Consider the following 25,481-nt stretch of genomic DNA (forward strand, 5'->3'; position numbering starts at 1 on the left):
CCCGACTCGGCTCCATTTCCGAAATTTTTCGAACCTGGAGCTCCATCTTGAACACCAATCCCCAATTCCTGGCCACCCGGGCCACCGTCGACCTGGCCGCCATCGAGCCTTTGCCCGCCTCCCGCAAAGTCTATGAAACCGGCTCACGTCCCGACATCCAGGTGCCGTTCCGCGAAGTCCTGCAAGACGACACGCCGTCGCTCTTCGGCGGCGAAACCAATCCGCCCCTGACGGTGTACGACACCAGCGGCCCCTACACGGATCCCGCCGCCACGATCGATATCCGCCGCGGTCTGTCCACCCCTCGTCTGCCCTGGATCCTGGAACGCCAGGACACCGAGGAACTCTCGGGCCTGAGCAGCCAGTACGGCCGGGCCCGCCAGTCCGATCCAGAGCTGGACGCCCTGCGGTTCGAGCACAAGCGTGCACCGCGCCGAGCACGGACGGGCGCCAACGTCACGCAGATGCACTATGCGCGTCGCGGTATCGTGACGCCTGAAATGGAATACGTCGCCATCCGCGAGAACCTGCGCCGCGAGCAGTACCTGGACAATCTACGCGCCAGCGGCCCAGAAGGCGCTCGCCTGGTCGAACGCCTGACCCGCCAGCACCCTGGGCAATCCTTTGGCGCCGCGATCCCCGACATGATCACGCCGGAATTCGTGCGCGACGAGGTCGCCCGGGGCCGCGCCATCATCCCCGCCAACATCAACCACCCGGAGGTGGAGCCCATGGCCATCGGGCGCAACTTCCTGGTCAAGGTCAACGCGAACATCGGCAATTCGGCGATCCGGTCGGACATCAGCGAGGAAGTCGAAAAAATGACCTGGGCGATCCGCTGGGGTGGCGATACGGTGATGGACCTGTCCACCGGCAAACACATCCACGAAACCCGGGAATGGATCATCCGCAATTCCCCGGTCCCCATCGGCACGGTGCCCATCTACCAGGCGCTGGAAAAGGTGGGCGGTGTCGCCGAGGAGCTGAACTGGGAGATCTTCCGCGACACGCTGATCGAACAGGCCGAGCAGGGTGTGGACTATTTCACCATCCACGCGGGCGTGCGCCTGCCCTTCGTGCCCATGACCGCCAGCCGCATGACAGGCATCGTGTCGCGCGGCGGCTCGATCATGGCCAAATGGTGTCTGGCGCACCACAAGGAAAGCTTCCTGTACCAGCACTTCGAAGACATCTGCGAGATCATGAAGGCCTATGACGTCAGCTTCTCGCTGGGCGACGGTCTGCGCCCGGGCTCGGGCTACGACGCGAACGACGAGGCTCAGTTCGCCGAGCTGCGCACGCTGGGAGAACTGACGCAGGTCGCCTGGAAGCACGACGTCCAGGTGATGATCGAGGGCCCCGGCCACGTGCCGATGCAGATGATCCGCGAAAATATGGATCTGCAGCTGAAGCACTGCCACGAGGCTCCGTTCTACACGCTGGGCCCGCTGACGACGGACATCGCGCCGGGCTACGATCACATCACCTCGGGCATCGGCGCGGCCTTGATCGGCTGGTACGGTACAGCCATGCTGTGCTACGTGACTCCGAAGGAGCACCTGGGGCTGCCGAACAAGAAGGATGTGAAGGACGGCATCATCACCTACAAGATCGCCGCTCACGCAGCCGACCTGGCAAAGGGGCACCCGGGCGCAGCAATCCGCGACAATGCGCTGTCGAAGGCGCGTTTCGAGTTCCGCTGGGAGGACCAGTTCAATCTGGGTCTGGATCCGGATACGGCGCGGGCTTTTCACGACGAGACGCTGCCGAAGGATTCGATGAAGGTGGCTCACTTCTGTTCGATGTGCGGGCCGAAGTTCTGCAGCATGAAGATCTCGCAGGATGTGCGGGATTATGCGAAGGAAAACGGCCTGGACGAGGCGACGGCGCTGGCTCAGGGGATGGCGGCAAAATCGGCGGAATTCATTTCGCAGGGGGCGGAGATCTATCAGAAGGCGTGATGTCCACGGTTTGCGCGGGCAGGATTGATGATATCTGCCAACCCAGCCGCCGCAATGCCCGGTGGTTCCGCGACGCACTCCTGGTGGCCCTTCGGGCTTCCCGGATCTTCTTCGTCCGCCGGGGCGGCGGGCAAACTCGGCCTTCGGCCTCAAACAGTGCCCGCCGAAAACTCCCCGGCTCCCTTCAGAAGCATCCGGCACCAGTCGAATGGTCGCTCCACCACCGGGCATTGCGCCGACTGGGTTGGCTGCATGCGTGAGGATCACAAACCCCGAGTCAACGCTATAGCCTTGATCCGCATGCTCCATGAACGGAAATCGCCCTCAGGCATACCGCTACGTGGTTTGCACGAGGCGCACGACAGCCCAGCAACACAACCGCTCACGCCTTCACGCTAGGCCATTGCACTACCCAGGCCGTTGTTATCACCTTGCCGAGCCCCGACACAAGCCCCTGGGGGTCATGCTCCCGGCGCCGACATTGACGGGCGCCGGATGCTGACGAAGGGAGAGCGGGAGAAGTCGGCGGGTGTGTTTGAGCCGCGAAGCGGCGAGTTCGCCCGCCGCCCGCTCGGACGAGGCAGATCCGGGAAGTCCGAAGGACCGTCCGTCACCGTCGGCAGAGGGGGCGTGACCTCCAGGGGCGCCTCAAGAACTCAGATAAAGCAGACACCACAGCGACCCCCGGTGGCCCTCAACAGCCTACTTCACTGCGTACAGGAAAAGTTCCACCCGCCGGTTCAACGAGCGCCCCTCTGGCGTATTGTTGTCACCCACTGGATTTGCCGCGCCGCGGCCCTCCGAGGTCAGTCGAGCCATCGCCACCCCCTGCCCCGCCAGATACTGCGTCACCGCCTGCGCGCGCCGCTGCGACAAAGGAATATTGATTGCGTTCGACCCCGTCGAATCCGTATAGCCGATCGACTTTGCCCGCAATTCCGGATGCTGGCTCAACGCCCGCGCCACACTGTCGAGCACCGGAAGAAGCTCCGGCTTCAGCACCGACTTGTTCGTATCGAACGACACATTGCTGGGGATATTGACCTTCAGTGTCCCATCCGGCATTTCGATCACAGCGACTCCCAGATTGGATGCACCGGATTTTTCCACATCTTGCTTGATCCCCTTCCAGTTGTAGCCGACCACCCCGCCGACCACCGAGCCGATACCGGCGCCGATCAGCGCCGACGAACCGGTATCCCCGATCAATGCACCAAGCCCTGCGCCAAGCGCGGCCCCGGCACCTGCTCCCATGGCCGTATTCTGACCCTGAGGGGACATATTCGCACAGGCCGTCAGCAAAGCCAGGCTGCCAATTGCCGCCACACGGGCCGCACCTTGAATTCCAGCATACATGAGCGATCTCCTGTTCCTGATGGGACGCCAATAGCGTAACAGGACGAATGCATAAAAATGTAAGTCCTTGTAGCTGTCCCCGAACCGGCTTGCCTGGGGCCATAGGCGCCCAACAAGCATCGAATCCCACGACACGGAATACAATCGTGTCGAACTGGCCCGACGGGCCCGGCACCGCGATCGATCCGCAGGAACCGCATGATTGAATTTCAGCACGTCTTCAAGTCATATGGACGCGGCCGCAACATCCTGGCCGACGTTAATTTTCACGTCGCCCCGGGTGAATTCATCTTCGTGTCCGGCCCCTCGGGCGCGGGCAAATCCACACTGCTGAAACTGATGGGCGGGCTTGAACCGGCCAGTCGGGGATCCGTCACCGTCAACGGACACCGCATCGACAAGCTGTCGTCCCGAAGTCTGCCGTATCTGCGCCGTACGGTCGGCCTGATCCTGCAGGATGCCCACCTGCTGTTCGACCGTCACTCTCTGGACAATGTCCTGCTTCCCCTGGCTGTCCAGGGGCTCGACCCCGGCACCGCAGGCACACGGGCACGCGCCGCACTGGAAAAGGTCGGCCTGCGCGGCAAGGAAACTCTATGGCCCATCGAATTGTCCGGTGGCGAACAGCAGCGCCTCGCGATTGCGCGCGCCATCGTGGGCCGGCCGGCCATCCTGATCGCCGACGAACCCACAGCCAATCTGGACCATGAAAGCGCCACCCGCATCATGGACGTCTTCCGCGATTTCAATCAGGTCGGCGTCACGACCCTGATCGCTTCGCACGATACCGACCTGATGGCCCGATACGCCCAGCGCACGCTGCACATCGATGCGGGCCGCTTTACCGATCTGACGGGGGTTCCAGCATGAACCGCTGGCTGCGCCATCATCGCTATGCCCTGCAGGTGTCGCTACGCCGCCTGTGGCTGCATCCGTTCTCGTCTCTGGCCAACATCGTCGTCATCGCCCTGATGCTTACGGTGCCCATCCTGGGGGCCTCTGTGCTGCAATCCAGCCAGCCGCTGGCGCGGCAGCTGGCCGTCGCCCCGGAACTGACCCTGTTCCTGAGCCCCGGCACGCCGGCCCCCCAGCAGCAGGCCCTGCTCGAGCGGTTGCGCGCGCAGGCCGGCGACAAGATCTCGCAGGCGCGCCTGCTGCCGCGCGATCAGGCGATGGCCCAGCTGCGGGCCGACCCGACGTGGGCCCAGGCGCTCGACGCGTTGGCCGACAACCCTCTGCCGGATGCCCTGATCGTCACCCTGCGCGACTCTGATGCCCCCGCCCGCGAAGCCCAGGCGCTGGCCGACACCTGGCGCCAGTGGCCCGGCATCGATCACGTCCAGCTCGACAGCGAATGGGTCCGGCGCCTGGAATCCCTGCTGTCCTTCGTCAAGGTCGGCCTGGGGCTGCTTGCCATCGCCGTGCTGGTGGTCGTGCTGGCTACAGTCTTCAATACGGTCCGCCTGCAGGCCCTGACCCAGCGCAATGAAATCGCGGTCGCCCGGCTGGTGGGAGCCACCGAATCGTTCGTGCGCCGTCCCTTCCTGTATCTGGGCGCGCTCACAGGGCTGGCCGCCAGCCTGCTCTCCCTGTTGCTCGCCTGGCTGGCGCTGACGCCGCTGAACACTTTGCTGGGGCGCTTTGCCGAAAGTTATGGAATCGACTGGACCATGCATTTGCCCGACACAGCGGATCTGCTGTTGTCCGGCCTCCTCGTGGTCATCATGGGGGCGGTCGCCGCACGCCTGTCGGTGACCCGCCACACCCAGTTCTGATGTCGTTGTCCGACCCGGCCTCCCGCATCGCCGCCTGGCAGGCGCAGGCGGGGCGTCACGACCTGCCCTGGCAGCGGACACACGATCCCTACCGGATCTGGCTGTCCGAGATCATGCTGCAACAAACGCAGGCGGCCACCGTCATCCCCTACTACGAACGCTTTCTCGGCCGCTTCCCCGATGTCCGGACGCTGGCCGATGCGCCGCTGGATGCCGTGCTGCAGGCCTGGGCCGGGTTGGGGTATTACGCCCGCGCCCGCAATCTGCATCGTTGCGCCCAGGTGCTGCGCGACGACCATGGTGGCCAGTTTCCCGATTCGGCGGTGGCGCTGGCCGAACTTCCCGGTATCGGCCGCTCGACGGCGGCCGCGATCGCGGCATTCGCCCACGAGGAACGGACGCCGATCCTGGACGGCAACGTGCGTCGTGTGCTGACCCGCTACCTGGCACTGGAAGGCGACCCGACGTCCGCACGAACGATGCAGACCCTGTGGCGCCATGCGCAGGCCTGGCTGGACGCCGCGCCCGCCAGCCTGAACATGCGTGCCTACACCCAGGGCCAGATGGACCTAGGTGCCACGGTCTGCACCCGAGGCACTCCCGACTGCGATCGCTGCCCGCTGGCGCCCGATTGCGCAGCCCGCCTGCAAGGCCTGCAGAACGTGCTGCCCACGCCGCGCGTGCGGCGTGAACAACCGCGACATCACTGCTGGCTGCTGATCGCCGAATGCCAAGACCACATCTGGCTGCAGCGCCGCCCTGACGCGGGCATCTGGGGCGGCCTGTGGGCACCGCCCATATTCCCCGACCGCGCCGCGCTGGAGGCCGCCTGTGTCCCTCTGGACGGGCCGGTCCAGAACCTGGCTGCGATCGAGCACGTCTTCACGCACTTCCGGCTACTGCTACAGCCGGTGCGCCTGCGACTGGCTGGCCCGCCGCCAAAGTTCCTGGCCCTGTCAGCCATGCCTGCGCAGCACCCGAAGCCCGGCGCCTCGCGCCGGGGCGCCAATCCCGCCATAATCCCGCCCGATGCGGGTCTGTCATCCTGGATTTCGATCGACACCCTGGCGGACACGGGAATGCCCGCGCCCATCGCCCGATTATTGCTGAGCCTATACGAGCGGACAGTTCGCTCATCCGGATGAGCGCAGGTTCGGCAACGGGCCGCGCCCGACACTGACACCAGAGATTGTCTTCGCGCGGCAGGCCGTCACCGCCCGGAAGACTCCCAGCGCGGGTCGGCATCGCTGCCATATCGTGGCTGATACGCCCCGATACTCATCAGCAGACCGCAGGCGATCCCCAGCGTCATCAAGGCCGTGCCCCCGTAGCTCATGAAGGGCAAGGGCACGCCCACGACGGGCAGCACCCCGGTCACCATGCCAATGTTCACGAATACATAGATGAACATCATCATCGACATGGCCCCACCCAGCAGACGGCCGAACTGCGTGGGTGCCCGCACGGTGATCGTCAGGCCGCGCAACACCATCAGCGCATAAAGCGCCAGCAGCATCACGCCTCCGTACAGGCCGAACTCCTCGGCGAAAACGGCAAAAATGAAGTCGGTCGTCCGTTCCGGGATGAAATCCAGGTGGCTCTGCGTTCCCTGCATGTAGCCTTTACCGTAGACACCGCCGGAACCGACCGCGATCATGGACTGGATGGTATGGAATCCCTTGCCCAGGGGATCGGAGCCGGGATTCAGCAGAACGCAGACCCGGTACTTCTGATAATCATGCAGCACGACCCAATCGACGTCCGGCTGACAGATCTGATCTTCATAGGAGACCAGCGTCCCCAGCCCCACGACAACCGCCAGCACAACCGGTGCAAGCAGTTTGAACGGAAAACCGGCGAAGTAAATCACGCAAAATCCCGACGCCAGCACCAGTAGCGCCGTCCCCAGATCCGGCTGTTCGATGATCAGGCCCGCCGGCACCAGCAGCAGCAAACCCGCCACCAGAAAGTCGCGCAGCCGGAACCGGTCGCCGGACTGGCGCTGGAAATACCAGGCCAGCATCAGCGGCACCGCGATCTTCATCATCTCGGAGGGCTGGATGCGTCCAAAGCCCAGGTCCAGCCAGCGAGTGGCGCCCTTGCTGGTCACGCCGAACAGGGTCACCGCCGTCAGCAGGACGATCCCGCCCACGTAGAAATAGGGTGCGGTGCGCATGATGAATGCCGGTCGCATCAGCGCGACCGCCCACATTGCCACGAAGGCAATCAGGAAATTGCGCAACTGGTCGGCGAAGCGCCAGTCGGTATTACCCACCGCCGAGTGCATGGTAGCCATACCCACCAGGGCCATCAACACCAGCAGAATCAGCAACGGCCAGTCCAGCACCGCCAGCATGCGGCGTGCCATCAGCACGATGATCTTCATGGCGAATCCTCCTGGGCGCCGTCCTCGGGGGGCGTTTCGGCATCGGGCAGGGGCGCGGGCTCTGGTGTGCCTTCCTCATCCGGCGCCGGCGCCGCATCGGGCACGGGTTGCAGCGGCCCCGTGCCGGCCCCTGTGCCGGACGAGGTCACGGCATCGACCACCTTCCGGGACTCCTGTTCCGTGCGCAACTGCCGCCGCCGCTCGGCCACCTGGGCCGGGTCCAGCCAATAATCGAATACCGCCCGGGCGATGGGCGCCGCAACCGATGCGCCCCAGCCGCCGTTTTCCACGATCAGGGCGACAGCGATCTGGGGATCGTCGACCGGCGCGTAGGCCATGAAGAGGGCATGATCGCGCAGGCGTTCATCCACCGCATGGGCCTTGTACTTGGCTCCCCGCAGGCTGTAGACCTGGGCGGTGCCGGTCTTGCCCGCCGCCTGATAGGTCGCACCCTCGAAGGCGCGCCTGGCGGTGCCCTTGCGGATCACGTCCACCATGGCATCCTGAACGACCTTCAGATACGCTGGCTTGAGCGGAATCGTGTACTGGGGTCCCACCACCGGATACGTAAAGTGGCCCGTCACCGGATTGATGATGCGCCGCACCAGATGGGGCTTCATGTAGACGCCGTCGTTGGCCAGCACAGCGGTCGCCTGCGCCAGCTGCAGCAGTGTGAACGCGTTGTAGCCCTGCCCCACCGTCACGGATACGGTCTCGCCCCGGAACCAGTGCTGCTGCGCGGGTTTCTTGTATGCCTTGCGCTTCCACTCGCGCGAAGGCAGCACGCCGCGCCGCTCGCCGTCCAGGTCGATGCCGGTAATCTGGCCGAACCCGAACTGCTTGCTGAAATCATGCAGGGCATCCACATCCATCAGGGCCCCCAGCGAAAAGAAGTACGTGTCCGAAGACACCATGATCGCCTTGTGCATGTTGGTGGGTCCGTAGGCCGCGCCACCCGCATTGCGGAATTTCTGTCCGGCCAACTCGAAATACCCCGGATCCGGAATCAGGTCCTGCGGTCCACGCAGGCCCATTTCCAGGGCGGCCAGAGCCACGAACGGCTTGTAGGTCGAACCAATCGGGTATGTACCGTACAACGGACGATTGATGAGTGGATGATCCGGCGAATCGTTGAGTTTGCGCCAGTTCTCGACGTCGATCCCGTCCACGAACAGATTCGGGTCGAAAGACGGAGAAGACACGAATGCCAGCACCTCGCCGGTGTGCGGCGCGATCGCAACCAGCGCGCCTCGCCGGCCGGCGAATTGGGCCTCGGCGAGCTTCTCCAGACCCTCATCCAGGGAGAGTTCCAGATTGGAGCCCGGGATCGGGTCGGTGCGGCTGAGTTCACGCACGGGCCGGCCTGTGGCGGTCACTTCGAGTTCCTCGACCCCGGTGCGCCCATGCAAGGCCTTTTCCCAGGTCTTCTCGATGCCCTTTTTACCCATGACCAGGGTGCCGCGGTAATTGCCTTCCTGGCTGGTTTCCTCCAGGTGCTGTTGGTCCGCCTCGGAAATGCGGCCGACGAAACCCAGCACGTGAGCGGCGGACTCGTGCTCCGGATAGGACCGCACCCAGCGGGCCTGAAGGCTCACGCCAGGGAACTCGAACGCATGCACGGCAAACCAGGACGCCTCGATATCGCTGAGATTGTTGCGCAGCAGCACCGGCGCATAGCGACCACTTTGCTGGTAGAGCCGCAGAAATTTGCGCTGGTCGCTATCGCTGATGTAGACGAGTTCCCGCAAGCGGTTCAGCAGGTCCTCGAGCTTGCCCTTGACCTGCGCTCGCGTCACCAGCAGCGTGTAGTCGCGCTGGTTGGTGGCCAGTACCTGGCCATGACGATCCGTAATCTGCCCGCGCTGGGGCGGAATCGGCACGATCGTGATGCGGTTCTGTTCAGCGCGTGCCGACAGATTGTCATAGCGGATGACCTGCAGATACCACAGGCGCCCCGCCAGCAGCAGCAGGCACACCAAGGCAAAAAGCCCCGCCACCCAGGCTCGCAACAGCACCGTCTGGCGCTGACGCAGGCCGGTCTTGCGGAACTCGAACATGCCGCGCCGTCAGACCGCGCCCACATCGTCGCCGTCGAGACGGCGCTGTGGCAGCAGCAAAAGCACGTCGGCCAGAGGCCACAGGAGTCCGGTGATAAGCGCCGACCAGAGCCAGTCCCAACCCACCCATTGGCCATTGAGCCAGGCGCCCAGCAGCCGCGGAACGAGAGCGGCCACCACCAGCACCGGGATGATGTGCAGTGTCTGCACCAAGATGCCGAAATGTTCCAGACGACGTTGCAGACGCAGGACCCCATAGGTAGCCAGCACGTAGGACAAGGCATGCAGCCCCAGCAGCCCGGTATCATGCACGTCCATCAGCAGCCCCAGGACGAATGCGGTCGTCAGCCCCACCCGGCTCGGCTCGTGCAGGCACCAGAAGGCCAGCACCAGCACCAGCACGTCGGGCACGGGTTGCCACAGCCGCCAGGGCAGCAATGACGCCATCCACACCAGCAGTAGCGACCCCCAGACCAGCCACGCGGACGAAGGACGATGGAAAGGCGCCGCATCAACCGGCTGCAAAGCCATAAGCGAGGAATTTCGCGCCGGCCGCCTAGTTGTCGCCAAGGGCATGGGCCACCTCATCGGGTTTGAGCGCCTTCGAGACATCCACACGCAGCACCAGGAAATGGCGGTAGCGTTCCGGGTGCGACAGCGGCTCGGCGATAGCCATCGCGAAACCCGTGCCCGGATCCCGATCGACCTTCTGGATTTTCCCGACGGACAGCCCGGCCGGAAACAAGCCACCGATCCCGCTGGTCACCAGGGAATCCCCCGGCTGTACATCCATGTTTTCCGTCAGGTAGCGGACTTCGAGCTTGCCGACCTCGTCGCTGCCGAATGCAATCAGGCGCAGCCCGTTGCGCAGCACCTGGACGGGAATGGAGACCTGGTCGTCGATCAGCAGCGCGGCTTCGGAAGTGAACGGCGTGACGCGCATGATCTGACCGACCACCCCACCCTCGTCGATGACGGGCATGCCTGGTGCGATGCCCGCTTCCGACCCCTTGTTGAAGATCAGTCTGTGGCTGAAGGCATTGGGCGGTACGTAGAACACTTCCACCGCCACGGACCGCTGAGAAATCGATTCGGACACGTTCAGCAGCCGGCGCAACTGCTCGTTTTCCGTGGTCAGTTGGGCGGCATGCGTCACCAGCTGGGCCATCTCGATCTGCTGGCGGCGCAAGGCGTCCTGCTCTTCGCGCGCCAGGGTGGCCGCATGCGACCAGCTGTCCACATATTCGAGCGCATCCCGCGGTGCCAGGACGACCCGCTGGAACGGATAGATCACCATCGAGACCGCCTGGCGCACCCGGCCGAGGACCGGCCAGTGCGCATCGGTCACGATCAGCGCCAGGCACACTACCAGCAGCAGGACCAGGCGGACTTCCACGCTGGGCCCACGCTTGAAGAGCCTTAGCGTTCCCGGTTCACGCATGACGAATAAGCAGCGATTGCCACCCGATCAATCCGGTCAGTCGTAAATGAAAACCCCGCCCAGACGCTCGAGGTGTTCCAGTGCCTCGCCGCAGCCCCGCACCACGCAGGTCAGGGGGTCTTCGGCGACCACCACAGGCAGGCCGGTTTCTTCTTGCAACAGGCGGTCCAGATCATGCAGCAGCGCACCGCCGCCGGTCAGGGCGATGCCCTTGTCGGTGATGTCGGCACCCAATTCCGGCGGCGTCTGCTCGAGTGCGGTTTTCACCGCCGAGACGATCTGGTTGAGCGGATCAGTCAGGGATTCCAGGATCTCGTTGGACGATACCGTGAAGCTGCGCGGCACCCCTTCGGACAGGTTGCGGCCCTTGACCTCGATCTCGCGGATCTCGGACCCCGGAAACGCGGACCCGATTTCTTTTTTGATCAGTTCGGCGGTGGGTTCGCCGATCAGCATGCCGTAATTGCGCCGGATGTAATTTATGATGGCTTCATCGAATTTATCGCCACCCACCCGGACGGAGCCCTTGTAGACCATGCCGCCCAGGGAAATCACGGCAACCTCGGTGGTGCCCCCGCCGATGTCCACGACCATCGAGCCGCTGGCATCGGACACCGCCAGACCCGCCCCGATGGCGGCGGCCATGGGTTCCTCGATCAGATAGACCTGGCTGGCGCCGGCGCCCAGCGCGGACTCGCGGATGGCGCGGCGCTCGACCTGGGTCGAGCCGCAGGGCACGCAGACGATGATGCGCGGGCTGGGGGCCAGCATGCTGCGCGGATGCACCATGCGGATGAACTGCTTGAGCATCTGCTCGGTGACGGTGAAGTCGGCGATCACGCCGTCCTTCATGGGACGGATGGCTTCGATGTTGCCCGGCACGCGGCCCAGCATCTGCTTGGCCTCTCGGCCAACGGCCTGGATGATTTTCTTGCCGTTGGGGCCGCCGTCGTGGCGGATGGCGACGACCGACGGTTCATCGAGCACGATGCCCTTGCTGCGGACATAGATCAGCGTATTTGCCGTGCCGAGGTCGATCGCCATATCGCTGGAGAAATAGCTGCGTAGGAATCCGAACATGGGCGCACTAATAAAATAGGGGGAGGGAGATTCTTCCGCGCGAGAGACCGGGGCGCCGTCTGCATCAGACCGCCAGCACAGCGGCACAGGCCGAGCAAGCCGCATGGAATCGGTAATGATAACTTATAATCCTCAATGGACATGCCTCGAATTGAGGGAAAAGTTTTGCAAAACTGGCGCTTTTACCCACCACGGACACATCCGCACACATTCATCCGGCTGCCAGTCCATGGCAGCCTCTCCGGCACGACGACATGGCACTCACCGAACAGGACATCACCCGGCTCGCACGACTCTCGGGCCTGCGGCTGGAATCCGACGACCAACAACGCGCCCAGCAGGAACTGACCCGCATCCTGGGACTGATCGAGGAACTGCAGGCTGTGGACACCACGGGCATCGAACCCATGGCGCACCCCCTGGCCGCCCACCAGGATATCGCGCTGCGGCTGCGCGACGACCAGGCCGACCCGGCCCAGTCCACCGAACAGCGCGACGCCTGCCTGACCAACGCGCCGGCCCCGCACCAGGGGCTGTTCCTCGTGCCCACCGTCATCGAATGATGCCATGACCCAGCTTTCCGAATTTCACAGTATCCAGGCGTTGGGCGATGCCCTGCGCAGCCGCCGCGTCAGCGCCGTCGAACTGGCCACCGATGCCCTGCGGGCCGTCCGCACGCACGCCGATCCCAACGTCTTCCTGCACGTCGACGACAACCTGACGCTGGAACAGGCCCGGTCGGCCGACCAGGCGCTGGCGGGCGGCAACGCGGGCCCGCTCACCGGCATCCCCATTGCGCACAAGGACCTGTTCGTCACGCGCGGCTGGCGCACCACGGCCGCCAGCCGGATGCTCGCCGATTACGTCAGCCCATTCGACGCCACCGTCGTCGACCACCTGCGCCAGGCGGGCACGGTGTCGCTGGGCAAGCTCAGTTGCGACGAATTCGCCATGGGCTCAGGCAACGAAAATTCCGCCTTCGGCCCGGTACGCAATCCCTGGGATACCGACCGTATCCCGGGTGGATCGTCGGGCGGCTCCGCCGCCGCCGTGGCCGCCGGCCTGGTACTGGGCGCCACCGGCACCGACACCGGGGGCTCGGTGCGCCAGCCCGCCGCCTACTGCGGGGTCAGCGGTATCAAACCCACCTACGGCACGGTCTCGCGCTACGGCATCATTGCCTACGCCTCCAGCCTGGACCAGGCGGGGCCGCTGGCGCGCAGCGCGCGCGACCTGGTGCCGCTGCTCGATGCCATGAGCGGCTTCGATCCCCAGGACTCCACCAGCCTGGAATCCTGCGACGGCCGCCCCAATGCCACCGGCCGCATCCAGGCCGACTTCGATGCGGCCCAGGCGGCGTTCCAGGCCGCCGGCACACAACCCCTGAAGGGCCTGCGTATCGGGGTGCCGCGCGAATTTTTCAACGAAGGCCTGGCGCCGGCCGTCGGTGCCGCCATTGAATCCGCGCTGCGGGCATTCGAGTCCCTGGGGGCCGTCCGGGTGAACATTTCACTCCCCCGCACCCGGCTGTCCATCCCTGCCTACTACGTGATCGCACCGGCCGAGGCTTCCAGCAACCTGTCGCGCTACGACGGCGTACGCTACGGCCATCGCGCCGCCCAATACACCGACCTGTTCGACATGACCAGCCGGTCGCGTTCCGAAGGGTTCGGCGACGAAGTCCGCCGCCGTATCCTGGTGGGTACTTACGTGTTGTCCCACGGCTATTACGACGCCTACTACCTGCAGGCACAGCGCGTGCGGCGCATGATCGTCGATGACTTCCAGCGCGCCCTGGCCCAGGACTGCGACGTCATCATGGGTCCGGTCACCCCCGACGTGGCACGCCGCATCGGCGACAACCGCCAGGACCCGATCGCCGACTGGCTGAGCGACATCTACACCCTGGGCGTGAGCCTGGCAGGGCTGCCCGGCATGTCCATCCCCTGCGGCTTCGGCGGCGAATCAGGCCGCCTGCCCATCGGACTGCAGATCGTCGGCCGCTATTTCGACGAGGGCCGGCTGCTGGCCCTGGCCGACCGCTACCAACAAGTCACCGACTGGCACCAACGCACACCGGAACACGCATAATGGATTGGGAAATCGTCATCGGGCTGGAAACCCACGCCCAGCTGTCCACACAGTCGAAAATCTTTTCCCGCAGCAGCACGCGGTTCGGTGCCGAGCCCAATACCCAGGCCAACGCCGTGGACATGGCCCTGCCGGGCTCGCTGCCGGCCATGAACCGGGGCGCGGTCGAACGCGCCATTCGGTTCGGCCTGGCGATCGGCGCCCAGGTGGCACACCGTTCGGTATTCGCCCGGAAAAACTATTTCTACCCCGACCTGCCGAAAAACTACCAGATCAGTCAGTTCGAGCTGCCTATTGTGATCGGCGGACAGCTGTCCTTCTTCGTGGGCGAACAGGAACACACGATCAACCTGACCCGCGCCCATCTGGAAGAAGACGCCGGCAAGTCCCTGCATGAACATTTCACGGGCCCACACGGGGAATCCTCCAGCGGCATCGACCTGAACCGCGCCGGCACACCACTGCTGGAAATCGTGACCGAGCCCGAAATGCGCTCGGCGGCCGAAGCCGTGGCCTATGCCCGCACCCTGCACGGCCTGGTGGTCTGGCTGGGCATCTGCGACGGCAACATGCAGGAAGGTTCCTTCCGCTGTGATGCGAATGTCTCGGTGCGCCCACGCGGGCAGGTGGAATTCGGCACGCGCTGCGAGATCAAGAACCTCAATTCCTTCCGCTTCCTGGAACGCGCGATTCAGTACGAAGTCCGCCGCCAGATCGAACTGATCGAAGACGGCGGCAAAGTCATACAACAGACGCGCCTGTATGATCCGGACCGGGATGAGACCCGCGCCATGCGCACCAAGGAAGACTCGGACGACTACCGCTACTTCCCCGACCCCGACCTGCCCCCGCTGATCGTCTCACCCGAATGGATCGAGCAGGTGCGCGCTGCGATGCCGGAACTGCCCGCCGCCAAGCGGGCCCGCTTCGAATCCGACCTGGGCCTGAGCGCCTACGATGCGGCCCAGCTGACGCTGCACCGTGCCGTCGCCGATTATTTCGAAACCACCGCGCAGGCCCTGCCGGCCGGTCAGGCGAAACTGGCTGCCAACTGGATCCTGGGCGAACTGTCCGCGGCGCTGAACCGGGACGGTCTGGAGATCATCCAGTCGCCGGTGCCCCCCGCAAGGCTGGCGGCATTGATCGCCCGCATCCTGGATGGCACGATTTCCACGAAGATCGCCCGCGACGTGTTCGCGGCCATGTGGGCGGGGGAATCCGGCGGCGATCCCGACGCGATCATCGAGGCCAGGGGCCTGCGCCAGATCAGCGACACCGGGGCCATCGAAGCCATGATCGATCAGGTACTGACGGCCAATCCCGCCATCGTCGAGGAATACCGCGCAGGCAAACAGAAAGCCTTCAATTCGCTGGTGGGTCAGGTTATGAAGGCCGCGCGCGGCAAGGCGAACCCCCAACAGGTCAACGACATCTTGCTGCGAAAACTCGGCTGAGACAGACCGCGCCGGGTGCGCCGCATCCGGCCGGCAAGCCCGTCGCCGTCAGATACCGTAGCGTTCGCGGTACGCAATGACCGCGTCGCGGTGGGCGATCAGTTCCTGGTCGCCATCCAGCAGCCCGATGACATCGGCCAGCGACGCAATGCTGATCACGGGAATCCCGTAGGTCTGTTCCAGGTCCTGCACGGCGGAATGTTCCGACAGATTGCCCTCCGAGCCCGCGCGTTCCATGCGGTCCATGGCGATCAGCACGGCGGCGGGCTGTGCGCCGGCCGCGCGGATCATCCCCACGGATTCACGCACGGACGTGCCCGCCGTGACCACGTCGTCGATGATCACGACGCGCCCCGCAAGCGGCGCCCCGACCAGCACACCACCCTCGCCATGGTCCTTGGCTTCCTTGCGGTTGAAGGCGAACGGTATGCGGCGCCCCGCCAACACAGGATGTTCAGCCAGAGCCACCGCAGTGGTTGTCGCCAGTGGGATGCCCTTGTATGCCGGCCCGAACAGCATGTCGAATTCCAGCCCGGAATGCACCAGCGCCTCGGCGTAGAACCTGCCCAATCGCCCCACGCAGGCCCCGTCGTTGAACAGGCCCGCATTGAAAAAATAGGGGCTCACACGTCCCGACTTGGTTTTGAACTCACCAAAGCGCAACACCCCGTGTTCCAGAGCGAATCGGATGAAAGCAAGGGCATGCGTGCCGGGCATCATGAGAGATCTCGAATTCGGTAAAGCCGCCATTATCCGACATTTCCCATGCCTGGCTCATGTCGAGCCTGGGAGGCGCATCCATGAGAAAGGATGACAGGCAAGCCGATAATCCATTTTTTTTATACTAAACTGACCTTTGAGGCTTCAAATCAGAAGCAAGTTGGGTACTTTCACTAATCCTGCGGATCCGCGTTCATCATGCGCCAACCTGTCTACTTCATCTGCCATGGCGGCGGCCCCTGGCCCTGGATGCCCGAAATGACGGCTTCCTATGCCGTGCTGACCCAGGCACTGCAGGCAATCCCCGCGACGCTGCCGCAACCGCCCGACGCGATCCTGATGATCTCGGCGCACTGGATCACACGCAACGGGGTGCAGGTCGGCAGCCATCCGCAGCCCGGCATGCTCTATGACTACTACGGTTTTCCGTCGCAGACCTACGACATTCATTACCCTGCGCCGGGATCCCCCCAGGTGGCCGGGCGCGTGCGGTCCCTGCTGACGGACCATCACATCGACATCGCCGAAGATCCCGACCGCGGCTTCGATCACGGCGCTTTTGTGCCTGCCTACGTCATGTACCCGCAGGCCCGGATTCCCATGGTGCAGCTGTCCATCAATGCCGGCTTCGGCCCGGCCTGGCATCATGCGCTGGGGGCGGCGCTGCAGCCCTTGCGGGATGAAAACATCCTGATCGTCGGCAGTGGCCTGAGCTTCCACAATCTGCGTCTGTTTGGCCCCGCAGGACGCCAGCCTTCGGCCCTGTTCGACGCCTGGCTGCATGAAGCGCTGGGCGGGGCGTCCGCCGCCGACCGCCTCAGCCGGCTGGAGCACTGGGCACAGGCCCCTGCGGCACGCATCGCGCATCCGATGGAAGACCACCTCGTGCCCTTGTTCGTCGCCAGCGGCGCGGCGGGCGACGAGCCGGCCAACCGCTTTCACCACGAAACCCAGGCAGCCGGCGGGCTCACCATCTCCAGTTATCGGTTCGGGTAAAACTAGGCCTCGCACGAGGCGCAGCCGTCCATGCGGTACAGTCCGACTTTCGACGAATCACCGGAGCACTCGTGCTACGCATCACCACACTGAACGTCAACGGCATCCGCGCGGCCTTTCGCAAAGGGCTGGCGGACTGGCTGAAGAACCAGAATTCCGACATCGTCTGCCTGCAGGAAATCAAGATCCAGGATACGGATCTGACCGACGAAATGCGTCACCCGGATGGCTACACCGGGCACTTCCACCACGCGGAAAAGAAAGGCTACAGCGGCGTCGGCCTCTATCTGCGCCAGCCCGCCGACGCCATCACGATCGGCATGGGGTCTCCCGAATTCGACGCCGAAGGCCGCATCCTGCGCGCCGACTGGCCTGGACTGAGCGTCATCAGCGCCTATCTGCCCTCCGGATCCAGCGGCGACGAACGCCAGACGGCCAAATACCGGTTCCTGGACCTCTACGAAACCTGGCTCGAAGGCCTGATGCGGGAACATCGCGACACCGGCCGGGAATTCGTCATCTGCGGCGACTGGAACATCGCCCACCACGAGATCGACCTGAAAAACTGGAAGGGCAACCTGAAGAACAGCGGCTTCCTGCCGGAAGAACGCGCCTGGATGACAGCATTGTTTGGCCAGCACGGCTGGGTCGACGTCTATCGACGCCTGCATCCCGATACGACCGGCGAAGCCTACACGTGGTGGAGCAACCGGGGCCAAGCCTGGGCGAAGAACGTCGGGTGGCGCATCGACTATCACGTCGCGACCCCGGGAATCGCCGCGCAGGCGCAAACCGCGACCGTCTACAAGGACGAGCGGTTCAGCGACCACGCGCCATTGACCATCGACTACGCGCGAAATTGATCCGGCAATCCATGCTCCAGGCGCATGGATTGCCTTATAATCGGTTGCAATTGTCATACCCGTCGAAACCGAATTCCTGAACAGGAGACCTTGATGTCGAGTTCCGTTGAGAGCCTGGTGGGCGCCGCGACCGGCCTGCAAAACTACGCCCAGCTGCAAGACAACCAGAACGTGCTGCTGCGCAAGGTCCTGGACAACCAGTCCAATACCGTCATGAGCCTGATCAATTCGGTGCCCAGCGCACCGCAACTGGCCTCCAGCGGGATGGTGGGCACGCAACTGCACGTCACGGCCTGAAAAGCCCGATCTGCGCCCTACCACCAGGGCGCCACCGACAGACTGTAAAAAACCCTGTTTGCGATGCACACAGGGTTTTTTGCATCAGGCGACTAATTGCCGCCGTTCGTGTTGTTCGGCCGGCGCGTTGCGCCGATAGTTCTGCGCCAACACCGCGCAGACCATCAGCTGGATCTGATGGAAAATCATCAGCGGCAGCAGCACCGGCCCGATCGCTCCAGCGCTGAACAGCACGCCCGCCATGGGCACCCCGGTGGCCATGCTCTTTTTCGAACCACAGAAGACGATGGTGATTTCGTCGGCGCGATTGAAGCCCAATCGCCGGGTGGACCAGGTGTTCAGCACCAGGACGATCGCCAGCAACACGCAACAGGTGACCACCAGCAGCACCAGGGATATGGAATCCACCTGATGCCAGAGGCCGGCGATCACCGATTCGCTGAACGCCGTGTAGACCACCAGCAGGATCGAACTCTGGTCGACGCTGGTCACCAGTTTGCGATGGCCATCCATCCAGCGGCCGATGACCGGGCGCAACAGGTGCCCCGCCACGAAGGGCAGGAAGATCTGCTCGCCGATGCGCAGGATCGACTGCAGCAGCGAGTGGCTGTCCAGCGCGGACGTGTCCGTCCGCAACAACAGCTGAAGCAGCAAGGGCGTGAGGACAATGCCGATGATGCTGGAGGCCGACGCCGCGCACACCGCTGCAGGCACATTGCCCCGCGCAATCGACGTGAACGCGATCGCCGACTGCACCGTGCCAGGCAGCACGCACAGATACATCACCCCGATATACAGCGGTTCGCCCAGCAGGGGCACCAGCAGGGGCCGCGCCAGCCACCCCAGGATCGGAAAGAGCACGAAGGTCCAGATGAAAATCAACCCATGAAGCCGCCAGTGGGTAGCCCCGGCAATGATGGCCTCGCGCGAGAGTTTGGCACCGTGCAGAAAGAACAGCAGCGCGATGGCCGCCGCCGTCAGTCTTTCGAAAAACACCGCACCCTGCCCGTGGGCCGGCAACACCGTCGCGGCTGTGACGACGGCAATCAGGATCAGCGTGAATCGATCCAGCAGCAAATGCAATTTCGACATCATGAAGGGACAGACCTCAGGTCAGGCAGCCTGATCCACATCCAGGCCGCGGATCAGGCTGCGTTTCGCCCACAGCAAAACCAGGCCGGGCAGCGCGATCAGCACAGTCAGCATGAAAAAAACCGGCCAGTCGAAACGGTCGACGAGCACGGGTGTCAGAGGGCCGGCCAGGTACGTGCGGCCCACCGCCGACAAAGCCGACAGCAGGGCGAACTGGGTCGCGGAAAACTGCTGGCGGCACAGCGCCATCAGCAGCGCGACGAACGCCGCCGTCCCCAGGCCGCCGCAGAGATTTTCAACGGCTACCACCAGCGCCATCCCGTACAGGTGCGGCGGGGTCACCGCCAGCATCCAGTAGCCCAGATTGGAAACCGCCTGCAGCACGCCAAACGCCATCAATGACCGATACAAGCCCAGGCGCGTCATCAGGCCGCCGCCCGCCAGCGCACCGATGATCGTTGCGACCAGGCCGAAGACCTTGTTGACCATACCGACCTCGGTCACGTCGAACCCGGCCCCCCGGATGAGGAAGGTCGTGGACAGCGCGCCCGCGAAGGCATCGCCCAGCTTGTAGAGCACAATCAGCAGCAGGATGGTCCAGGCGCCTGGCCGGCTGAAGAATTCCCGCAGCGGCTCGACCACGGCATGCTCGAGGCTGCGCGGAGCCTGCGCGACGTGTTCGGGTTCCGGTGCCCACAAGGTCGCAAGCGACGCCAGCATCATCAGGCCGCCCATCAGGAAATACATGTTTCCCCAACCGAGCCATTGATCCGCCAGAATCAGCGCCAGACCACCCGACACCACCATGGCCAGCCGGTATCCCATGACCTTCAGGGCAGCACCGGCGGCACGCTCCTCGTGACGCAGCACGTCCGTGCTGTAGGCGTCGAAGGCGATATCCTGCGTGGACGAGAGGAAGGCCACCCAGACCGCCAGCAGCGCCAGCGACTGCAGCTGCGACCCCGGCGAAAACAGGCCCATGGCGGCGATCGAGGCAGCCAGCAACCATTGCGTCAGCAGCATCCAGCCGCGCCTTCGGCCCAGCCAGGGAGGCGCGAACCGGTCCACCAGCGGCGCCCAAAGGAACTTCAGGGTATAGGCCGTGCCGGCCAGGGTCAGAAAGCCGATGCTCTGCAGCGAGACCTGTTCGACGGTTGCCCAGGCCTGTAAGGTACCCGAGGTCAGCGCCAGCGGCAGACCGCTGGCAAACCCCAGCACCAGCAGAGGCGACACGCGTCGCCCGCCATAGACGCGCCAGCCATCGGTCATGTGCGCCGACCCATAGGCGACTGGAAACGATAGACCGCCAGCATGCTGCGCCACCCCCGCAACCAGTGAATCTCGGCATCCCCCCGGAAGGTGGCCAGATGGGTGATGCGCAGGCCCAGCTGCGCCGCCAGCGACTGGAAGTCCCGCAGCGTACAGAGATGGATATTGGGCGTGTTGTACCATTGGTACGGCATCTGGTCATTGACCGGCATGCGCCCGCGCAGGATCGACCAGCCATGCGGCCAATAGCCGAAATTGGGGAACGATACGATGCCATAGCGCGCAACCCGGGCCATTTCCCGCAGGATGTGTTCCGTGTGGTGCATGGACTGCAGCGTCTGCGACAGCACGACCGTGTCGAACTGCTGATCGTCGAACAGCGCCAGGCCTTCTTCCAGGTTCTGCTGGATGACCCTCACCCCGCGACGCACGGCCGCGATCACCCGGTCATCGTCCAGCTCGACGCCGGCACCGCGCACCTGACGCGTACGCTGCAGATAGGACAGCAGATGCCCCTCGGCGCAGCCCAGGTCCAGCACCCGGCTGCCGGGCTCGATCCATTGGGCGATGCGCAGCAGGTCGATGCGCGGGGTGACCTCCGCGGGATCGCCCGATCCGGGCTGGGGACGGGTATCGCTCACAGCAGCCTGATTCATGCCAGCACCCCCGTCGTCCGGCTGCGTTCGCCCAGGTCCAGGCGCCGTGCGATCTGGTCGTAATACCCCTGCACGATCGCGTGATAGCGCACATCGCCCAGCAGGAACGCGTCATGGCCGTGAGGCGCATCGATCTCGGCGTAGGTGACCTCGCGCTGGTTCTTCAACAGCGCCCGGACGATTTCGCGGGAATGTTCCGGCGCGAAGCGCCAGTCGGTCGAGAACGACACCAGCAGGAAGCGCGCCTGCGCCGGGGATAGCGCCTGGGCCAGATCCCCGCCATGCGCGCGCGCCGGATCGAAATAGTCTAGGGCGCGGGTCAGCAGCAGATAGGTATTGGCATCGAAATAGCGGGAAAATTTTTCGCCCTGGTGGCGCAGATAGGACTCGACCTCGAATTCAACGTCGTAGTTGTAGTGATAATCGCCATCGGGCCCGGGAGCCTGTTGAGCGCGCCCGAATTTGGCGGCCATGACCTCGTCGGACTGATAGGTAATGTGGCCCACCATGCGCGCCACCGAAAGACCGTGGGTGGGGACGACGCCATGGGCATAGTAGTCCCCATCGCGGAAATCCGGATCGGTCAGGATGGCCCGGCGCGCGACCTCGTTGAATGCGATGTTCTGCGCGGTCAGACGAGCCGTGCTGGCCACGACGATGCAGTCGCCGACCCGCTCCGGGCAGGTGATCGCCCAGCTGAGCGCCTGCATGCCGCCCAGGGACCCGCCCATCACTGCCGCCAGCCGTTCGATACCAAAATGGTCGGCCACTCGCGCCTGCGCCCGTACCCAGTCCTCGACGGTCAGCAAGGGAAAGGCCGCGCCCCAGGGTTTACCGGTGTCGGGATTGATCGAGGTCGGCCCGGTGGAACCGAAACACGACCCCAGATTGTTGATGCCGATCACGAAAAACCGGTCGGTATCGACGGCTTTGCCAGGCCCCACCATGTTGTCCCACCAGCCGATCTGGTCCGGATGTTCGGCGTCCATGCCGGCGACGTGGTGCGACGCATTCAGCGCATGGCACACGAGCACCGCATTGCTGCGCTGCGCATTGAGTGTCCCATAGGTTTCCACCGCCAGCGTATAGGACGAAATCACCTGCCCGCTGGAAAGCGTCAGGGGTTCATCGAACGACAGAAACCGGGGGGAGACATATCCGACGCTGCCGGTAGGCACCGGTGGATGCGCCGGGTCGGCATGGGCCGCGGCGGAGTCAGGCGAAATGGCAATGGCGGTCATCAGGACCTCTTTAGCTGGATTTATGGGGCGCCCGCAAGCGGATCAAGCAAATCGGCGCCAAGTCGAGAATCATTCTAGCACCTCGCCTCGTGCCCGATGACCTGCTTTTGGTTCGCCGCTCCCGGGTCATCCGCCTTCACCGTCCTTTGAGCCAGGTCATCCATCCGGACAAAATCGTCCCGCGAAGGCGCCATTCATTTTTACACCTTGTGATACATTTGCTGACGTATGCGCGCAGTAGCCAATAACAAAGCCTCACCGGGGAAGAACATGACAAAACTGACCGCTCGCGAGCACGACTGCCTGTATTGGGCCGCCCAGGGCAAGACCAGCTGGGAGATGGGCCGGATCCTGGGCATTACGGAACGCACCGCGAATTTCCACATTGCCAACCTGTGCGACAAGCTGGGGGTCCGCACCCGCCAGGCGGCCATCACCACGGCGATCCAGCGCGATTTGCTGGACCTCACCGGCGTCGCCAGCGGGCACCGGGTATGAGCAGCTAAAATCGGTCTATTCAGACCAACCCGGTACCCATTATCATGAGCCTGGCCTCCGAGCGGCGCGCCTACCTGGCGAGCCATCCCGACCTGTTGCGCAACATCCTGCGCGGCATCGAAAAAGAGGGTCTGCGAGTCGATGCGACCGGCGCGCTGGTCGATACCCCCCACCCCATCGCACTGGGGTCGGCCCTGACCAACGGGCACATCACCACGGATTATTCCGAATCGTTGCTGGAACTCATCACCAGCCCGATCAGCACCCCGGCCGCCCTGATCCAGGAACTCACGGACATCCATACCTTTGTCTCGCTGCGCAACCCGGGCGAGGCCATCTGGAACCAGTCCATGCCAGCGCACCTGCCCCCCGAGGCGGAGATCCCGGTCGCCTGGTATGGCACGTCGAACACGGGCATGCTCAAACACGTCTATCGCCTGGGCCTGGCCTGGCGCTACGGCAAGGTCATGCAATGCATCGCCGGCGTGCATTACAACTTCTCCCTGCCCGAAGCCGCATGGGACGGCCTGGCATCCGGCGAATCCTCGAAAGAACGGCGCAACACCGGCTACATGGCGCTGATCCGCAATTTCATCCGCCATTCATGGCTGCTGATGTATCTGTTTGGCTCCTCGCCGGCCGTCTCCCGCAGCTTTCTGCAGCATGTCGGCCTCGAGGACCAGCTGACACGGCTGAGCCCCGACACCTATTGCCTGCCCTGGGCCACCAGCCTGCGCATGAGCGATCTGGGCTACAAAAACCCGACCCAGTCCGATCTGCATCTTTGCTACAACGACCTGGACACGTTCACGGCGCGCATCCATACCGCGGTCACCACGCCCTGGCCTGCCTACGAAGCGATCGGCACCCACCGCGACGGCAAACGCATCCAGCTGAACACCAACATCCTGCAGATCGAGAACGAGTACTACGCCACAATCCGGCCCAAACAGACGGCCGGGCGCTGCGAGCGCCCCAACACGATCCTGCGCCAGCGCGGCATCCAGTACATCGAAGTCCGCTGTATGGACATCGACCCCTGGGCCCCGGCCGGCATCAGGATCGAAACCAGCCGGTTCCTGGATGCTTTCCTGCTGTTCTGCGCCCTCGAGGACAGCCCGCTGTTTCCACCCCCCGGCACCTGCCAGGAAAGCCAGGCGAATTTCGCCCTGGTGGCGCGCGAGGGCCGTCGTCCCGGCCTGGTGCTGCAACAGGACGGGCAGCCGATCGAACTGCGCGACTGGGCGCGGCAGGTCCTGGATCGCATCGCCCCTTACGCGGAACTGCTGGACACCCATACCGACGATCACCGGCACACGGCGGCCCTGGCGCAACAGCACGGCAAGGTACAGGATCCGGACAACACACCCTCCGCCCGTCTGCTGGCCGAACTGCGCGACAGCGGGCAGGAATTCCATGACTGGACCCTGGCACAAAGCCAGGCCCACTGGAAGGCCTTGCGCGAGCGCGGCCTGCCCGCCGGCACCCTGGCCGCGTACGACCAGGCTGCGCGCGACTCCATCGCCGAACAGGCCGCCCTCGAAGCATCCGACAAGGAAAGCTTCGAGGATTATGTGACACGGTTTCATGCGGCGCTGAAATGAGGCCATCCATGACCAGAACCTTGCACACCGTTGCTGTTTTCTGCGGCTCCAATCCCGGCGCGACGGATGACTATGCGCGTGGCGCGGATGGCCTGGGCCGCGCGCTCGCCCGGCAGGGCCTGATCCTGGTCTACGGCGGAACGAACAAAGGCCTGATGAAGGCGGTGGCCGACAGCGTCCTTGCCCATGGCGGCGAAGCGCATGGCGTGATCACCGAAAGACTGCATGCCCTCGGCCACGTCCATCCCGGCCTGACCCGACAGGAAGTCGTCCCCACACTGTCCATCCGCAAGGCGCGCATGATGGAACTCGCGGACGCCTTCATCTCCTTGCCCGGCGGCATCGGCACCCTCGAGGAAACGATGGTTGTCTGGTCCAGAAACCAGCTCGGCGAGATCGACAAGCCGCTGGGTCTGCTGAACATCGCGGCGTTCTTTTCCCCCTTCCTGGCCTTTCTGGACAGCATGGTTCAGACGAAATTTCTGCCACCCGCCCACAGAGCCGCGATCTCGGTGGATACCGATCCGGAAGCTCTGATCGAAAAACTGCGCACCTTCCAGGCGACAGACGTGCCGAAATGGCTGTAAGGCGCGCGCCTGGCCTGACAGCCACTTGTTGCGGGACCGATTTATAATCCCCCTCGC

Annotated in this window: 24 protein-coding genes and 1 riboswitch; of the genes, 13 read left to right on the top strand and 11 right to left on the bottom strand. The window is 64.3% G+C overall.

What is annotated here, in order from left to right; genetic code table 11:
- The first annotated feature begins 47 nt into the window (after positions 1 to 47).
- Positions 48 to 1,961 carry a phosphomethylpyrimidine synthase ThiC gene (thiC, locus tag ABCV34_RS10825; RefSeq protein ID WP_345796236.1) on the top strand — a complete coding sequence of 638 codons (1,914 nt, stop codon included), beginning with the start codon at positions 48 to 50 and terminating at the stop codon, positions 1,959 to 1,961.
- A gap of 702 nt (positions 1,962 to 2,663) precedes the next feature.
- Here thiC and ABCV34_RS10830 read toward each other — a convergent pair.
- Positions 2,664 to 3,317, bottom strand: a complete 654-nt coding sequence (locus ABCV34_RS10830) for an OmpA family protein (RefSeq protein ID WP_345796238.1) — start codon at positions 3,315 to 3,317, stop codon at positions 2,664 to 2,666.
- Positions 3,318 to 3,515: 198 nt separating this feature from the next.
- On the opposite strand from ABCV34_RS10830, the gene ABCV34_RS10835 reads away from it, so the two are divergent.
- Genes ABCV34_RS10835 through mutY form a run of 3 tightly spaced genes read left to right on the top strand, consistent with a single transcriptional unit; the run spans position 3,516 to position 6,237 of the window.
- Positions 3,516 to 4,187: an ATP-binding cassette domain-containing protein gene (locus tag ABCV34_RS10835; RefSeq protein WP_345796239.1), complete on the top strand. Its 672-nt coding sequence runs from the start codon at positions 3,516 to 3,518 to the stop codon at positions 4,185 to 4,187.
- Positions 4,184 to 5,092: an ABC transporter permease gene (locus ABCV34_RS10840; protein ID WP_345796240.1), complete on the top strand. Its 909-nt coding sequence runs from the start codon at positions 4,184 to 4,186 to the stop codon at positions 5,090 to 5,092. The genes ABCV34_RS10835 and ABCV34_RS10840 overlap by 4 nt, the downstream gene beginning before the upstream one ends.
- Entirely contained in the window at positions 5,092 to 6,237 is a 1,146-nt protein-coding gene (gene mutY, locus ABCV34_RS10845) for an A/G-specific adenine glycosylase (protein ID WP_345796241.1), read from the top strand. The genes ABCV34_RS10840 and mutY overlap by 1 nt, the downstream gene beginning before the upstream one ends.
- A 65-nt stretch (positions 6,238 to 6,302) precedes the next feature.
- Here mutY and rodA read toward each other — a convergent pair whose 3' ends face one another.
- The 5 genes from rodA to ABCV34_RS10870 are packed head-to-tail and all read right to left on the bottom strand — an operon-like array spanning position 6,303 to position 12,056.
- Entirely contained in the window at positions 6,303 to 7,478 is a 1,176-nt protein-coding gene (gene rodA, locus ABCV34_RS10850; RefSeq protein WP_345796242.1) for a rod shape-determining protein RodA, read from the bottom strand.
- Positions 7,475 to 9,535, bottom strand: coding sequence for a penicillin-binding protein 2 (gene mrdA / locus ABCV34_RS10855; RefSeq protein WP_345796244.1), 2,061 nt, complete (start codon positions 9,533 to 9,535; stop codon positions 7,475 to 7,477). The genes rodA and mrdA overlap by 4 nt, the downstream gene beginning before the upstream one ends.
- 9 nt (positions 9,536 to 9,544) lie before the next feature.
- The gene (gene mreD, locus ABCV34_RS10860) at positions 9,545 to 10,066 is read right to left on the bottom strand and encodes a rod shape-determining protein MreD (RefSeq protein ID WP_345796245.1); all 522 of its coding nucleotides are present in this window, start codon (positions 10,064 to 10,066) and stop codon (positions 9,545 to 9,547) included.
- A gap of 25 nt (positions 10,067 to 10,091) precedes the next feature.
- Positions 10,092 to 10,976, bottom strand: a complete 885-nt coding sequence (gene mreC / locus ABCV34_RS10865) for a rod shape-determining protein MreC (protein ID WP_345796246.1) — start codon at positions 10,974 to 10,976, stop codon at positions 10,092 to 10,094.
- 36 nt (positions 10,977 to 11,012) lie between these two features.
- Positions 11,013 to 12,056 (bottom strand): rod shape-determining protein, encoded by a 1,044-nt coding sequence (locus ABCV34_RS10870; protein ID WP_323018576.1) that lies wholly within the window; start codon positions 12,054 to 12,056, stop codon positions 11,013 to 11,015.
- A gap of 254 nt (positions 12,057 to 12,310) precedes the next feature.
- On the opposite strand from ABCV34_RS10870, the gene gatC reads away from it, so the two are divergent.
- Genes gatC through gatB form a run of 3 tightly spaced genes read left to right on the top strand, consistent with a single transcriptional unit; the run spans position 12,311 to position 15,601 of the window.
- A complete protein-coding gene (gatC, locus tag ABCV34_RS10875) occupies positions 12,311 to 12,619 on the top strand; it encodes an Asp-tRNA(Asn)/Glu-tRNA(Gln) amidotransferase subunit GatC (RefSeq protein WP_345796247.1) in 309 nt (102 codons plus the stop codon).
- Positions 12,620 to 12,623: 4 nt separating this feature from the next.
- Positions 12,624 to 14,147 (top strand): Asp-tRNA(Asn)/Glu-tRNA(Gln) amidotransferase subunit GatA, encoded by a 1,524-nt coding sequence (gene gatA, locus ABCV34_RS10880; RefSeq protein WP_345796248.1) that lies wholly within the window; start codon positions 12,624 to 12,626, stop codon positions 14,145 to 14,147.
- The gene (gene gatB, locus ABCV34_RS10885; protein ID WP_345796249.1) at positions 14,147 to 15,601 is read left to right on the top strand and encodes an Asp-tRNA(Asn)/Glu-tRNA(Gln) amidotransferase subunit GatB; all 1,455 of its coding nucleotides are present in this window, start codon (positions 14,147 to 14,149) and stop codon (positions 15,599 to 15,601) included. The genes gatA and gatB overlap by 1 nt, the downstream gene beginning before the upstream one ends.
- A 48-nt stretch (positions 15,602 to 15,649) precedes the next feature.
- Here the strand turns inward: gatB and pyrE are convergent, their stop codons facing one another.
- Positions 15,650 to 16,318, bottom strand: coding sequence for an orotate phosphoribosyltransferase (gene pyrE, locus ABCV34_RS10890; protein ID WP_345798764.1), 669 nt, complete (start codon positions 16,316 to 16,318; stop codon positions 15,650 to 15,652).
- 201 nt (positions 16,319 to 16,519) lie between these two features.
- On the opposite strand from pyrE, the gene ABCV34_RS10895 reads away from it, so the two are divergent.
- The 3 genes from ABCV34_RS10895 to ABCV34_RS10905 all read left to right on the top strand — a co-directional run bounded on the left by ABCV34_RS10895 (position 16,520) and on the right by ABCV34_RS10905 (position 18,477).
- Positions 16,520 to 17,317 (top strand): class III extradiol ring-cleavage dioxygenase, encoded by a 798-nt coding sequence (locus ABCV34_RS10895; protein WP_345796250.1) that lies wholly within the window; start codon positions 16,520 to 16,522, stop codon positions 17,315 to 17,317.
- 71 nt (positions 17,318 to 17,388) lie between these two features.
- Positions 17,389 to 18,180, top strand: coding sequence for an exodeoxyribonuclease III (locus tag ABCV34_RS10900; protein WP_345796251.1), 792 nt, complete (start codon positions 17,389 to 17,391; stop codon positions 18,178 to 18,180).
- Positions 18,181 to 18,273: 93 nt separating this feature from the next.
- Complete coding sequence (locus tag ABCV34_RS10905; protein ID WP_345796252.1) at positions 18,274 to 18,477, top strand: hypothetical protein; 204 nt, start codon at positions 18,274 to 18,276, stop codon at positions 18,475 to 18,477.
- Positions 18,478 to 18,561: 84 nt separating this feature from the next.
- Here ABCV34_RS10905 and ABCV34_RS10910 read toward each other — a convergent pair whose 3' ends face one another.
- The 4 genes from ABCV34_RS10910 to ABCV34_RS10925 form a co-directional block, all read right to left on the bottom strand.
- Positions 18,562 to 19,569, bottom strand: a complete 1,008-nt coding sequence (locus ABCV34_RS10910) for a bile acid:sodium symporter family protein (RefSeq protein WP_345798765.1) — start codon at positions 19,567 to 19,569, stop codon at positions 18,562 to 18,564.
- A gap of 21 nt (positions 19,570 to 19,590) precedes the next feature.
- Complete coding sequence (locus ABCV34_RS10915) at positions 19,591 to 20,802, bottom strand: muropeptide transporter (protein WP_345798766.1); 1,212 nt, start codon at positions 20,800 to 20,802, stop codon at positions 19,591 to 19,593.
- Between the two features lie 32 nt (positions 20,803 to 20,834).
- Positions 20,835 to 21,494 (bottom strand): methionine biosynthesis protein MetW, encoded by a 660-nt coding sequence (metW, locus tag ABCV34_RS10920; RefSeq protein ID WP_345796253.1) that lies wholly within the window; start codon positions 21,492 to 21,494, stop codon positions 20,835 to 20,837.
- Positions 21,491 to 22,735, bottom strand: coding sequence for a homoserine O-acetyltransferase (locus ABCV34_RS10925; protein ID WP_345796254.1), 1,245 nt, complete (start codon positions 22,733 to 22,735; stop codon positions 21,491 to 21,493). Before ABCV34_RS10925 ends, metW begins: the two co-directional genes overlap by 4 nt.
- Positions 22,725 to 22,803: riboswitch (SAM riboswitch) on the bottom strand. It overlaps the preceding gene by 11 nt.
- Positions 22,804 to 23,005: 202 nt before the next feature.
- On the opposite strand from ABCV34_RS10925, the gene ABCV34_RS10930 reads away from it, so the two are divergent.
- The 3 genes from ABCV34_RS10930 to ABCV34_RS10940 are packed head-to-tail and all read left to right on the top strand — an operon-like array spanning position 23,006 to position 25,424.
- The gene (locus ABCV34_RS10930; RefSeq protein ID WP_345796255.1) at positions 23,006 to 23,233 is read left to right on the top strand and encodes a helix-turn-helix domain-containing protein; all 228 of its coding nucleotides are present in this window, start codon (positions 23,006 to 23,008) and stop codon (positions 23,231 to 23,233) included.
- A 41-nt stretch (positions 23,234 to 23,274) separates the two neighbouring features.
- Positions 23,275 to 24,837, top strand: a complete 1,563-nt coding sequence (gene gshA / locus ABCV34_RS10935) for a glutamate--cysteine ligase (RefSeq protein ID WP_345798767.1) — start codon at positions 23,275 to 23,277, stop codon at positions 24,835 to 24,837.
- A gap of 8 nt (positions 24,838 to 24,845) precedes the next feature.
- Complete coding sequence (locus ABCV34_RS10940) at positions 24,846 to 25,424, top strand: TIGR00730 family Rossman fold protein (protein ID WP_345796256.1); 579 nt, start codon at positions 24,846 to 24,848, stop codon at positions 25,422 to 25,424.
- The last annotated feature ends 57 nt before the right edge of the window (positions 25,425 to 25,481 follow it).

Source organism: Castellaniella sp. MT123 (genome assembly GCF_039614765.1).
Taxonomy (GTDB): domain Bacteria; phylum Pseudomonadota; class Gammaproteobacteria; order Burkholderiales; family Burkholderiaceae_B; genus Castellaniella.